Origin of the sequence: Pseudorhodobacter sp. W20_MBD10_FR17 (genome assembly GCF_052119765.1) — a bacterium.
Classification (GTDB): domain Bacteria; phylum Pseudomonadota; class Alphaproteobacteria; order Rhodobacterales; family Rhodobacteraceae; genus Pseudorhodobacter.
This window is the reverse complement of sequence record NZ_JBGQOQ010000057.1, coordinates 1-13,154: the sequence shown is the minus strand read 5'-3', so window position 1 is coordinate 13,154 and position 13,154 is coordinate 1. Positions and strand designations below refer to the sequence as shown.

The 13,154-nt window shown below is 58.1% G+C and carries 10 protein-coding genes; 5 read left to right on the top strand and 5 right to left on the bottom strand.

Features of this window, described 5'->3' with window-relative positions; genetic code table 11:
• Positions 1-607: 2Fe-2S iron-sulfur cluster-binding protein (locus ACEN2J_RS19515; protein ID WP_442108255.1), on the bottom strand; the 607-nt coding region annotated here is incomplete at its 3' end.
• 253 nt (positions 608-860) lie between these two features.
• On the opposite strand from ACEN2J_RS19515, the gene dnaE reads away from it, so the two are divergent.
• Entirely contained in the window at positions 861-4,313 is a 3,453-nt protein-coding gene (gene dnaE / locus ACEN2J_RS19510) for a DNA polymerase III subunit alpha (protein WP_442108253.1), read from the top strand.
• Positions 4,314-4,401: 88 nt separating this feature from the next.
• Here dnaE and ACEN2J_RS19505 read toward each other — a convergent pair whose 3' ends face one another.
• From ACEN2J_RS19505 to ACEN2J_RS19495, 3 genes are read right to left on the bottom strand one after another with little or no spacing between them, the layout of a single operon-like run.
• Positions 4,402-5,487, bottom strand: a complete 1,086-nt coding sequence (locus ACEN2J_RS19505; RefSeq protein WP_442108251.1) for an AbrB family transcriptional regulator — start codon at positions 5,485-5,487, stop codon at positions 4,402-4,404.
• A 54-nt stretch (positions 5,488-5,541) separates the two neighbouring features.
• Positions 5,542-5,991, bottom strand: a complete 450-nt coding sequence (locus ACEN2J_RS19500; protein ID WP_442108249.1) for a hypothetical protein — start codon at positions 5,989-5,991, stop codon at positions 5,542-5,544.
• A gap of 5 nt (positions 5,992-5,996) precedes the next feature.
• Positions 5,997-6,194, bottom strand: a complete 198-nt coding sequence (locus ACEN2J_RS19495; RefSeq protein ID WP_442108247.1) for a SlyX family protein — start codon at positions 6,192-6,194, stop codon at positions 5,997-5,999.
• Between the two features lie 75 nt (positions 6,195-6,269).
• Between ACEN2J_RS19495 and hisS the strand changes: the two genes are divergently transcribed.
• The 3 genes from hisS to hisG are packed head-to-tail and all read left to right on the top strand — an operon-like array spanning position 6,270 to position 9,555.
• Complete coding sequence (gene hisS / locus ACEN2J_RS19490) at positions 6,270-7,757, top strand: histidine--tRNA ligase (protein ID WP_442108245.1); 1,488 nt, start codon at positions 6,270-6,272, stop codon at positions 7,755-7,757.
• Positions 7,754-8,854: an ATP phosphoribosyltransferase regulatory subunit gene (locus ACEN2J_RS19485; RefSeq protein ID WP_442108243.1), complete on the top strand. Its 1,101-nt coding sequence runs from the start codon at positions 7,754-7,756 to the stop codon at positions 8,852-8,854. The genes hisS and ACEN2J_RS19485 overlap by 4 nt, the downstream gene beginning before the upstream one ends.
• A complete protein-coding gene (gene hisG / locus ACEN2J_RS19480) occupies positions 8,851-9,555 on the top strand; it encodes an ATP phosphoribosyltransferase (protein ID WP_442108241.1) in 705 nt (234 codons plus the stop codon). The genes ACEN2J_RS19485 and hisG overlap by 4 nt, the downstream gene beginning before the upstream one ends.
• A 106-nt stretch (positions 9,556-9,661) precedes the next feature.
• Here hisG and ACEN2J_RS19475 read toward each other — a convergent pair whose 3' ends face one another.
• On the bottom strand, positions 9,662-10,093 hold the full coding sequence (locus ACEN2J_RS19475; protein ID WP_442108239.1) for a DUF1489 family protein: 432 nt from the start codon (positions 10,091-10,093) through the stop codon (positions 9,662-9,664).
• 150 nt (positions 10,094-10,243) lie between these two features.
• Here ACEN2J_RS19475 and ACEN2J_RS19470 point away from each other — a divergent pair, with 150 nt between their 5' ends.
• Entirely contained in the window at positions 10,244-12,505 is a 2,262-nt protein-coding gene (locus tag ACEN2J_RS19470; protein WP_442108237.1) for an adenosylcobalamin-dependent ribonucleoside-diphosphate reductase, read from the top strand.
• Positions 12,506-13,154: the final 649 nt, after the last annotated feature.

The following is a 13,154-nucleotide window of genomic DNA, read 5'->3' as shown; positions in this document are numbered from 1 at the left end:
TGGTGTCGGCAAGGGCCTGTGCGAGCTCCTTTGTGTGGGTTGGGGGGCTGGCGTGGGGGGTCTTTCTTCCCCCCGCACCCCCCGAGGATATTTGGGCCGAAAAGAAAGCGGGGGTGGTTTCGTCTTGCAGCCATTGCGGGACGGGTTGGGATTCTGCAGCCTTTGCCGCGCGGATGATGGGGGCGTAGCCGGTGCAGCGGCACAGATTACCTGCCATAACGGTGTCATGGTCCGTGCGGCCCGCAACGTGGGCGGTGGCCATAGAAACGATAAAGCCGGGCGTGCAGAACCCGCATTGCGAGCCATGGTGCGTGACCATCGCGGTTTGAACCGGATGCGGGCTGCCATCAGGGGCGGTAAGCCCTTCGACAGTGCGCACCGATTTGCCTTGCAGCTGTGGCATGAACAAAATGCAGGCGTTCAGCGCCTTTGCCCCGTCGGTATCTGTGACCATTACAGTACATGCCCCGCAATCGCCTTCGTTGCAGCCTTCTTTTGTACCAGTCAGCCCGCGCTCTTCGCGCAACCAGTCAAGTAGGGTCTGCGTTGGCGGCACGTCCGTTAGGCACACCGGCGTTCCGTTCAGGTGAAACGCAATATTCGTCATGTAATAATCCGCCGCGGTCTTTGCGTCCAAGGCCTTTGCGTGCCCGCCCGATGCGGCGTAAAGCGGGCCACGCGCCCTTGTCTTGCGTAGCATCAAAGCTTGGGTGTGGCAAAATAGCAAATCTATTTTTCCCTACTAAATTTGCAGCACTATTTGGATTTGATTGAAAATCAGGCGAAGGCGTCGATAATTTGGGCGCGGCGGCGTGTGTGCACCCTTTCCCTTGGGCGCTGCTCTGGGCTAATGTCTGGCCATGTCAGCACCCCGATTCATACACCTTCGCACGCATACCGAGTATTCCTTGTTGGAAGGCGCGGTGCCGTTGAAATCGCTTATCAAACTGTGCGGCGAACGTGATATGCCCGCGGTGGCTGTCACAGATACCAACAACATGTTTGGAGCGTTAGAGTTTTCGACCTTGGCGGCGGGGGCGGGCTTGCAACCTATTGTCGGTTGCCAAGTCAGCCTGACCTATGATCCGCCGCAGCCCGGTGAAAAGCCGCGTAGCCCTGCGCCGATTGTGCTGCTTGCGCAAAATCAGGCGGGTTATATGAACCTGATGAAGCTGAACACCTGTCTGTATGTTGATAACGCGGGGCAGCTGCCGCAGGTTACGGTCGCGCAACTGCAGGCACATTCCGATGGTTTGATTTGTTTGACGGGCGGGGCCGAAGGGCCAGTTGGCAAGCTGTTGCAAACGGCGCAATTGCCCAAGGCGCAGGCGCTGATGGAGACGTTGGCGGCGGCATTTCCGGACCGGCTGTATGTTGAATTGCAGCGCCACCCAGGCGCGGGCGGGCAGTTGACCGAGGGCGAACGTGCGTCCGAGCGCGGCTTTGTCGAAATGGCTTACGCGCTGCGCCTGCCCTTGGTTGCGACCAACGACGTCTATTTTCCCAAAGCGTCGATGTATGAGGCGCATGACGCGCTGATTTGCATTTCCGAGGGGGCTTATGTTGACCAGCAACAACCCCGCCGCCGCCTGACGCCGCAGCACTATTTCAAGACCGAAGCCGAGATGGTGACCCTGTTCGCCGACCTGCCCGAAGCTATTGAAAACACAGTTGAAATTGCACGGCGTTGCGCGTTCAAGGTGGCTAAGCACCCGCCGATCTTGCCGAAATTTGCCGATGATGAGGTGAACGAGCTGCGCCGCCAAGCCAATGAGGGCTTGCAAGCGCGGTTGGCGATTATCCCTCATGCCGTCAGTGTGGAGGACTACCAGGCGCGGCTGGATTTTGAGCTGGATATCATTATCGGGATGAAGTTTCCGGGCTACTTTTTGATCGTTGCCGATTTCATCAAATGGGCCAAAGATCATGGTATTCCTGTCGGGCCGGGGCGTGGGTCGGGTGCGGGGTCGCTGGTGGCCTATGCGTTGACGATTACGGATTTGGACCCGCTGCGCTATTCCTTGCTGTTTGAACGCTTTCTTAACCCTGAACGCGTATCCATGCCTGACTTTGATATCGATTTTTGTATGGATCGGCGTGAGGAGGTTATTCAATACGTCCAAGGTAAATATGGTCGCGATAAGGTGGGGCAGATCATCACCTTTGGTGCGCTGCTGTCCAAGGCTGCCGTGCGCGATGTGGGCCGCGTTTTGCAGATGTCCTACGGCCAAGTGGACCGCCTGTCGAAAATGATCCCTGTTGAAGGGGTTAAACCTGTGTCGATCACCAAGGCGCTGGCGGATGAGCCGCGCTTGCGTGAGGCGGCCAAGGAAGAGGTTGTCGCGCGGTTGCTGGATTACGGCCAGCAGGTCGAGGGCTTGCTGCGTAACGCATCGACCCACGCGGCGGGGGTTGTGATTGGCGACCGGCCTTTGGATGAATTGGTGCCTTTGTACCAAGATCCGAAATCCGACATGCCCGCGACCCAGTTCAACATGAAATGGGTCGAGGCGGCGGGGCTGGTCAAGTTCGACTTTTTGGGCCTGAAAACCCTGACTGTTATTCAATCCGCGCTGAACCTGTTGCGGTTGCGCGGGGTGGATTTGGACATCTCTCTGATCCCATTGGATGACGAGAAAACCTATCAGCTCTATGCCGCTGCCAAGACTGTGGCCGTGTTTCAGGTGGAATCCAGCGGCATGATGGATGCGCTGCGGCGCATGAAACCGACCTGTATCGAAGATATCGTGGCGCTGGTGGCGCTGTACCGCCCCGGCCCGATGGAAAACATCCCCGTGTATTGCGAGGTTAAGAACGGGCTGCGGGAAATTGAATCGGTTCACCCGACGATTGACCACCTGCTGGCCGAAACCCAAGGGATTATCGTTTACCAAGAACAGGTTATGCAGATTGCGCAGGTCATGGGCGGCTATTCCCTTGGTGGCGCCGATTTGCTGCGCCGTGCGATGGGTAAAAAGATCGCCGAAGAAATGGCCAAGGAGCGCCCGAAATTCATTGAAGGTGCCAAGAAAACCCACAATGTCGATGCGAAAAAAGCCGGTGAAGTCTTTGACTTGCTAGAAAAATTTGCGAACTACGGGTTTAACAAATCCCACGCGGCGGCCTATGCCGTGGTCAGCTATCAAACCGGCTATCTGAAGGCGAACTATCCGGTTGAATTTATGGCCGGCGTGATGAACTGCGATCTTCACCTAACCGATAAACTCGCGGTGTATAAGCGTGAGGTCGATAAGCTTGGCATCAAGACAATCGCCCCTTCGGTGAACACCTCATTGGCGATGTTTACCGTGCGCGATGGGGCGTTGGTCTATGCGCTGGGCGCATTGAAAAACGTCGGCGTTGAGGCGATGAAACTGATCGTGGCCGCCCGCGAAACCGAAACGGGTGAGAAACCCTTTGCCACGCTGTTCGATTTCGCTCGCCGTGTTGACCTAAAACGTGTCGGCAAACGCCCGCTGGAAATGCTGGCCCGCGCCGGTGCGTTCGATACGCTCGACAGCAATCGCGCCCGTGTGTTTGAGGCGCTTGATGGCCTTGCCGCCTATTCCGCCGCGATCCATGAGGCGAAAAACTCTAACCAAGTCAGCCTGTTCGGCGAGGCGGGCGAAGATGTGCCTGAACCGCGCCTTGGGTCGCGCGATGATTGGCTGCCGGTCGAACGGCTGACCGAGGAACACAAAGCCATCGGCTTTTACCTCTCGGGCCACCCGTTGGATGACTACATGGCGCCGTTAAAACGCAAAGGCGTTTCCACCTTGGCCGAAATCACTGCCCGCGCTGAAAACGGTGCGTTCAATGCTAAAATTGCAGGCTCCATCAGTTCCAAGCAAGAACGCAAATCAGCGCGCGGTAACCGCTTTGCCTTTGTGCAACTGTCTGATCCAACAGGGCTTTACGAAGTTACGGTATTCTCCGACACGCTAGAGGCCGCGCGCGATGTGCTCGAGCCGGGGATGAATGTGGTGCTGACGGTTGAGGCCACGCTGGAAGGCGAAACCTTAAAACTGTTGGCCCGCGCCGCCCAGCCCATCGACTCGGTGGCAGCCGAGGCTGGTGGAAATGCGCTGCGCATCCATATTGATCGGGTCGAGGCCGCAGCCTCGGTCGCAGCCTTGCTGGAACGCGTGCTAAAAGACGGTGGCCGTAATCGCGGCGCGGTCACAATCTGCGTGCCGGATGATGTAACTGGACAAGAGATTGATCTGGAACTGCCGCGCGAATACCCCGTCAGCCCGCAAGTCAAAGGCGCCTTAAAGGCAATGACGGGCGTTGTAATGGTCGAAGACCTCTAATCGCATCATCTGTTCAAAAATATCCTCGGGGGTTCACTTTGCATCGCAAAGTGATTTGGGGGCAGACAGCCCCCATCCGCCTTTGGGGCTAAGCACCATCTTTCGGAACGCGGCCCACAAAATACCGCGCGATGCTAACAGAAACGACAATCCGGATGACATGGTGCAAGGTCACAAACACCACGCTCACATGCAGGCTTAGGGCGATCAGACTCATTTCGGTGATGCCGCCCGGTGCGAATGCCAGAAAAATCGCAGAAATCGGCGCGCCCATCATCAAGTGCAACGCTTCGGCAAACCCAAAGGCGAGGGCCAGTGACACCCCCGTCGACATCACAGCAAGGCCAAATCCGCGGCGCAGGGTGGTCGTCGCCATTCCCGCAAATCGCGCGCCAAGTCCGGTGCCGACCACGACTTGGGTCAGCGAAATTGTCCAAGACGGCGGTACGGCATCGGTAAGTCCGGTGAGATGCGCCAAGGCCGATGCGGCCAAAGGCCCGGTCATAATGGCGGCTGGAAACCTCAAGGCTTTGCCGATGAAATAGCCACCAATTGCAGCTACGGACAGCACCAAAATATCCATAATTTCTAATGGGTTGTTTCCGCCTATCATCACAACGCCGGCCGAAGACCCCACGCTATGCCCTGTCAGAACCAAGAACACGACGGGCACGAAAACGATCGTCAGGATCAGCCTTAGAAACTGAATCAGCACCAGCAATGCCACGTCGGCGCCCGCCTCTTCGCCCATTGTCACCGATTCAATTAATCCACCCGGAACAGCGCCAAAATAGGCGGTTATCGGCGTCAGCCCGCCTGCGCGGTAAATCTTATACCCCGTGAAATGCGCCAAGGGCACAAAGACCAGCAGCCCAAGAACACTTGGCCACCAGCCCGCCGCATCGTAAAAGATTTCGGGTGTGAATGCCCCGCCAATACCGACCCCAACGATGGGGATAAAGCTCATCCGCAAAGGTTGTGGCATGTGGATGGCTTGGCCAAGCACGCGTTTGCCAAAAATGGCCCAAACGGCAACCACCACCAGCGACCCCAGCAGATACCCCAATGGTAGGCCCAACTGTTTGCCAATTACCCCGCCAGTGGTACCAAGCGCCAAGGTCGCGGCAAGCGCGGGCGGGTCGATGCGGGTTTTGCCGATGTGAATTGGGGTCATATGCCAGAACTTATTTGCCCCAGACGAACATTCTTACCGCCAAAAGACAAGGCCTTACCTTTGCTTGAGGGGCCGCGCCCACCAACCCAGCGCCAAGCTGACCACGGCCAGCGTCAGCGTGATGCCGCGGCTTACCATCAACTTATGGCGTGCTACCTCGATTGTGTCGCGTAAGTCGCCGTGTTGGATAAGGCTGCCATATTCGCCCATCATTGCCACAATGCAGGCAAATAATACCAACGCTGCCGCAAAGGCCTTGATCCCGCGCGCCCAGTGCCCAGCCGTAACGGCGATCAAAACCCACAGAACAGTGCCCAAAATCTGTACCAAGGCAAAACCGTATGCGTGCCAATACGTTGCCCGCAGGATGACGCTGTCAAGCACCGGCTCGCCAACGGGTGCCAGCGGGGCCACAGTCATCACAGCAAAGAACAATAGCAAGGTGCCGCCCGCCAGCATGGCAAAGCGCCAAAGCCACAGACGGAACTGCAACAGGCGACGCATGGGCATCACCAATGCGGTGGGCGCTGATCGGTGAATACGGCACCGCCCTCATCGGGGGCGGCCATGCGGTCGACCATCATCGCCATGCGGTGGGTCAGGCGGTCAATCTCGTCGGCTTGTTTGGCGATAATGTCGGACAAATCCTCGACCGTGCGGGTCAGATGCGCCACGCGTTCCTCTATTGCATCCATTCTATCGGTCATAATGGTCATCCCTTGCTTGCCGCGCCTCGCCCCATCCGCTACACCGCGCGGGCATTAGCTGCAAAGGGTTTCCCGATGGCCAAAGAAAAACAACCCCGTAAACCACGCGCCGAAACGCCAAAAGGCTTTCGCGATTATTTTGGGGCCGACGTGATTGAGCGCCGCGATATGCTGGCGAAAATCTCTGCCGTGTATGAACGCTATGGGTTTGACCCGCTGGAAACCAGTGCGGTGGAAACGGTCGAGGCACTGGGCAAGTTCCTGCCCGATGTAGACCGCCCGAATGAAGGCGTGTTCGGCTGGCAAGATGAAGATGCCGATTGGCTGGCCCTGCGCTATGACCTGACCGCGCCTTTGGCCCGTGTCGCGGCACAGTTTCGTAATGAGTTGCCAACGCCCTATCGCCGCTATGCCTACGGCCCCGTGTGGCGCAATGAAAAGCCCGGTCCTGGCCGGTTCCGCCAGTTTTATCAATGCGATGCCGATACTGTTGGTGCGCCATCCGTGGCCGCCGATGCCGAAATTTGCGCCATGCTGTCGGATGCGCTGGAAACAGTCGGGATTGAGCGCGGCGACTACATCGTGCGCGTCAATAACCGCAAAGTGCTGAACGGCGTGATGGAGGTTGCGGGCCTGTCGGGTGACGACAAAGACGCCGAGCGCGGGATTGTGTTGCGTGCGATTGATAAGCTGGACCGCTTGGGAGCAGACGGCGTGCGGGCTTTGCTGGGCGCAGGGCGCAAGGATGACAGCGGCGACTTCACCAAAGGCGCTGGGTTGAATGATACGCAGGCCGATGTTGTCATGGGCTTTATGGCGGCCAAACGCGGCAGCGGGGAGGAAACCGTAGCGCGGTTGCGCGAATTGGTTGGCGCGTCAAAAGTTGGCTGCGAAGGCGTGGATGAGCTTGAAACCATCGCAGCCTTGCTGGATGCCCAAGGTTACGGCCCTGACCGTATTGAAATTGACCCCTCTGTCGTGCGCGGCCTTGGCTACTACACTGGCCCTGTTTATGAGGCCGAACTGACCTTTGAAATCCTTGATGAAAAGGGCCGTAAGCGGCAGTTTGGCTCGGTCGCGGGGGGCGGGCGTTATGATGATTTGGTCAAGCGCTTTACCGGCCAAGCGGTGCCTGCCACTGGTGTTTCCATTGGTGTTGATCGTTTGCTCGCGGCGCTGCGGGCCAAAAAGCTTGAGCGGGGCGAGGCTGAAACCACGTCCGCAGGCCCTGTTGTTGTGACTGTGATGGACCGCGACCGGATGGCCGATTATATGGCCATGGTTGGCCAGTTGCGCCAAGCGGGCATTCGCGCCGAAATGTACCTCGGTAACCCGAAAAACTTTGGCAACCAATTGAAATACGCCGACAAACGCGGCAGCCCGATTGCGGTTATCCAAGGCGGGGATGAGGCGGAAAAAGGTGTGGTCGTGCTGAAAGACCTTATCCTTGGCGCGAAGATTGCCGAAAGTGCCACGTTGGAAGAATGGAAAGACCGCCCCGCACAGGTCGAAATTCCGCTGGCTGATTTGGTGGCCGAAGTGAAGAAGATGTTAGCACAATGACCTGTCGCGCGAAAATTCGGGCCGAGGCCGAGGCATTGTTTTCCGCCTTTAAGGCCGCCGGCGCGCAACCGGTTGAGGCGGACACGCTGCTGCCCGCCGAAACCCTGCTGGACCTGTATGGCGAGGATATTCGCGCGCGGGCCTATGTAACATCGGATCCGTTGCGCGGCGAAATGATGCTGCGGCCGGATTTCACTGTGCCGGTGGTGCAGGCGCATATGAACGGCGGCGCCGAACCCGCGCGTTATTGCTACATCGGCGAGGTCTACCGCAAGCAAGATCACCTTGGCCCCCGTGCCAGTGAGTACCTGCAAGTCGGATTCGAGCTGTTTGACCGCACCGCCCCCGAGGCGGCGGATGCCGAGTTATTTGCCCTGTTTCACGGTCTGTTGGCTCCATTGGGACTGCGCCCTGCAACGGGCGATATCGGGATTCTGATGGCGGCGGTAAACGGGCTGTCGACCACTGATCGACGCAAGGCGGCGCTGTTGCGCCACATCTGGCGACCCGCACGGTTTCGCAAGTTGCTCGACCGGTTTTCGGGGCGGGCTGCTGTGCCGCAAGCGCGCGTTGAACTGTTGGCGCGTCTGGAGGCCGATGCGCCCGATGCGCTGATCGCGTCGGCGGGGCCAATGACAGGCCTGCGGTCTGAGACCGAGATCGCGACCCGTGTCGCGGCTTTGATCGAGGATGCCGAGACGCCCGCATTGAAGGCGCCTGAGGCGGCGCTGCTTTATGATTTGTTGGCGCTGCAAGCACCGGCCAAGGCCGCGCTTGCGCATTTGCGCGGTATCACCTTTATGCTGCCCGCGATTGAACCAGCGGTAGACCTGTTTGCCCGCCGGTTGGACGCGTTGGATAAACGCGGCATCGACCCGTCCGATATTCCGTTTGAGGCAAGCCATGGGCGGACCTCGATGGAGTATTACGACGGGTTTGTGTTCAGCTTTCACGCGGCAGACGATCTGCCCCCTGTGGCTTCCGGTGGCCGTTATGATGCGTTGACGGCGGTGCTGGGGCAGGGGCGTTCTATTCCGGCGGTCGGCGGTGTGATCCGGCCCGCAATGGTGGCCGAACTGCGGGAGGGTTTGCTATGAGCCTGAAAATCGGGGTGCCGTCCAAAGGGCGGTTGATGGAAAAGACCTTTGACTGGTTCGGAGACCGTGGTGTCACTATGGCACGGTCCGGGTCAGACCGCGAATATGCGGGCGCGGTGGATGGCGTGGACGGCGTAGAACTTGTTTTGCTGTCCGCAGGTGAAATTCCGCGCGAACTGGCGGCAGGGCGCATTCATATGGGCGTGACCGGATCAGACCTTGTGCGCGACAAACTGGCCGATTGGTCGGCGCAGGTGGCCGAGGTGGCGCAGCTTGGCTTTGGCCATGCGGACCTGATTATCGCGGTGCCTGTCGCGTGGATTGACGTCGAGACGGTTGATGATTTTGATGCCGCAGCGGCGGCGTTTCGCAAGGCGCACGGCTTTCGACTGCGGATTGCTACGAAATACCACCGGCTGGTGCGTGAGTTTTTGACCGAGCAAGATGTTGCGGATTATCAGCTGGTTGATAGCCAAGGCGCCACCGAGGGCACCGTGAAAAACCTGACGGCCGAAGCGATTGCCGATATTACATCCTCGGGCGAAACGCTGCGGGCGAACCATTTGAAGATTTTGTCAGACGGGTTGATCCACGCATCGCAAGCCACGCTGTTTGCGGCGCGTGCGGCCGATTGGGATGGTCCGACGCGGGCTGTTCTGGACGCGCTGACGGCAAAGCTTGGAGTGCAGGCAAAGCTGTAAGGGGCCTATCCCGCCATTCGTCTATGGGCGTGCGCCATCTCCTAAAGGTTGGGGGTCCTCAAGGTTGGGCCTGGCAGCGGGGCAAGCCCCGCTGCGACCGTGCTGTTTAGCGAAGGCCGATATCGGCCAGAGCGCGGGCTAGTTCTGGGGGAAGCGCCTCTTCGGTGCCGCGGCCCTTTGGCAGATCGCGCGGGGCATCCTCAACGCTGAGATAGCGCCAGCCTTGAAAGGCGCGGCGCGGCGCGGGTTCGGTGCGAAAGATTTCAGGGTCCAGCACCAGCGCACAGCGTAAAATCCCATCTTCGCCGCGCTGTTCCTCAAGCGCCGTGATGCGCTGGCGGGCAAGGATGACGCCCTTAAACACCCAATAGAGCGAGCCGCCTTGCAACAACTCGGCCTCGCGTTTGGGCCACATGCGGGTAATGTGGCGCGGCATATGGTCTGGCCAGTGTTTGCGCCGCATATCTTGCCACGCCGCCAAGTCTTCGACGGTTTCTGTTCCGACACAAAGTTTCAATAGATTAACGGTGCTGCTCACGTTTCCCCCTAGGTCAACACAAATTTAACCTGTTAAGCGGCGCAGACAAGGGCTTGCCTGCGTTGACCTCGGGCTATTCCTGCCCTATTTTGTGTATTCGCGCGCAAGCACCCCCAATATATCCACCTTCCTGCCTAAAGGACCGACCTAATGTCCCGATTTTCCGCCCCTATCGCCGAGTCTATTTGGGATATGAAATACCGTCTGAAAACCCAAGATGGCGCGCCGATTGATGGGTCTGTTGAGGATACTTGGCGTCGCATTGCCCGCGCGCTTGCCGTCAATGAGGCCGAGCCTGCAAAGTGGGAAACTGCTTTCTACGGTGCGCTGCAAGATTTCAAATACCTGCCGGCTGGTCGCATTATCGCGGGTGCAGGGACGGACCGTTCGGTGACGTTGTTCAACTGCTTTGTCATGGGCACCGTGCCCGATGACATGGGCGGGATTTTTGAGATGCTGAAAGAAGCCGCGCTGACCATGCAGCAGGGCGGCGGTATTGGCTATGATTTCAGCACCATCCGCCCGCGCGGGGCCGAGGTAAAGGGCGTCGCCGCCGATGCGTCGGGGCCGCTGTCGTTTATGGATGTGTGGGATGCGATGTGCCGCACCATCATGTCGGCAGGCAGCCGCCGTGGTGCGATGATGGCCACGATGCGCTGCGACCACCCCGATGTTGAGGCGTTTATTGAGGCGAAAAAAGACCCGGCCCGCCTGCGCATGTTCAACCTGTCGGTGCTGATTACTGACCCGTTCATGGATGCGGTCAAGGCCGATGGTCCGTGGGATCTGGTGTTTGGCGGCAAGGTGTACCGCACCCTGCAAGCGCGCGATTTGTGGAACAAAATCATGCGCAACACCTTTGAATTTGCTGAACCGGGCGTGATTTTCATCGACCGGATCAACAATGCCAACAACCTGAAATATTGCGAAACCATCGCGGCCACCAACCCCTGTGGCGAGCAACCGCTGCCACCTTACGGCGCGTGTTTGCTCGGCTCGATCAATCTTGCACGGCTTGTGACACAGCCGTTCGAGGCGGGTGCCGAGTTGGACCCCGAGGCGCTGGACAAGCTGGTCGCAACGGCTGTGCGGATGATGGATAACGTGGTTGACGCCAGCCGCTTTCCGCTGCCGCAACAGGCCGAGGAAGCCCGTAACAAGCGCCGTATTGGTCTTGGCGTGACAGGTCTTGCCGATGCTTTGCTGATGCTTGGCCTGCGCTATGGGTCCGAACAGGCCGCCGCGCAAACCGAAGCTTGGATGAAGGCAATCGCCCGCACCGCCTATATGGCCAGCGTCGATCTGGCCCGCGAAAAGGGACCGTTCCCGCTGTTTGATGCCGAAAAATATCTGGCTTCGGGCACCATGTTGGCGATGGACGACGATGTGCGCGATGCCATTCGCACCCATGGCATCCGCAACGCTTTGCTGACGTCGATCGCGCCAACCGGCACCATCAGCCTCTATGCGGGCAACGTTTCCAGCGGTATCGAGCCCGTGTTTGCCTATGCTTACACCCGCAAAGTGCTGCAAAAAGACGGCTCGCGTACCGAAGAAGAGGTCGTCGATTACGCCGTCCGCATGTGGCGCGATTTGCACGGCGATGCGCCGCTGCCCGACCATTTTGTGAACGCGCAAACCTTGCCGCCGCTCGACCATGTGCGCATGCAGGCTGCCGCGCAAAAATGGATCGATAGCAGCATCTCTAAAACCATCAACTGCCCCGAAGACATCAGCTTTGAAGATTTCAAAGAGGTTTATATGGCCGCGTGGGACCAAGGTTGCAAAGGCTGCACCACCTACCGCCCGAATGATGTGACCGGCTCTGTTTTGACAGTCAGTTCCAGTGCCGAGACTTCTACCGAGGTGGATGACGGGGCCGAGGTTGTCTATCTGACTGAACCTTTGGACCGTCCGTCCGCGCTGGAAGGTGCGACGTATAAGGTGAAATGGCCGGGGTCTGAACACGCGCTGTATATCACGATCAATGACATCATCATTTCTGACAATCGCCGCCCGTTTGAGGTGTTTATCAACTCGAAAAACATGGAACATTTTGCGTGGACAGTGGCCCTGACGCGCATGATCTCGGCCGTGTTCCGTCGGGGTGGCGATGTAAGCTTTGTGGTGGAAGAGCTGAAAGCCGTGTTCGACCCGCGCGGCGGAGCTTGGGTGAATGGTAAATATATACCGTCCATCCTTGCGGCAATTGGCGGGGTTATCGAACGCCACCTGATCGCGATTGGCTTTATCGAAGGCGAAGGTATGGGGCTGAAATCAGACCCCAAAGCGGATGTCGTCTCAATCGGAACCCCAAAAGGCAAGAGCTGTTCATCCTGCGGTAGCTTTGAAATGCGGATGCTTGAAGGCTGTATGACCTGTGCGTCTTGCGGATTTTCTAAGTGTGGCTGAGGGCTGGCTGGCGTTTATGTTAGAGTCAGAAACATGAATAGTCTTCTCAAAAACACGCAATAGTGTGCGCAATGCCTGTCAAGCGTTAATCCGCTTGGCAGGCGATAAATTTTGCGGTCCTAATATTTGTATGTAGCAAGCGACGCTCGAATTGCTTGAGCGTTGACACGCGCACATTCGTTGCACTATCTCTTCCGCACCATGACAAACAGTATTCGGCATATTCAGGGCGCTATACGCGCCATTTGACCCCATCTCGGGGGCCGGTCACTTCTGTCATTTTTCCAACAGCACTGACGCCATCATGGCCGGGCATTTGCCCGCGGCCCTCCCGGTATTTCAACCAGAGGAGACCATCCATGTTCATCCAACCTATAATCCGCGCGACCAACCAGACCATCCGTATCCAGACCGCCGCGGGTCAGGCCCACCGCTACCCTGTAGGGGGCGGTCATGGATAACCTGTGCGCAAACCGTTTCGCGGTTCTGTCTCCGAACCTTGCCGTGCCGCGCCTTGAGGATATGGAGCGGGGTTTTATGAATGCATGGATCCGGATGAAGGGTAATATTGCAGTCAGAAACATGAATAGTCTTCTCAAAAACACGCAATAGTGTGCGCAATGCCTGTCAAGCGTTAATCCGCTTGGCA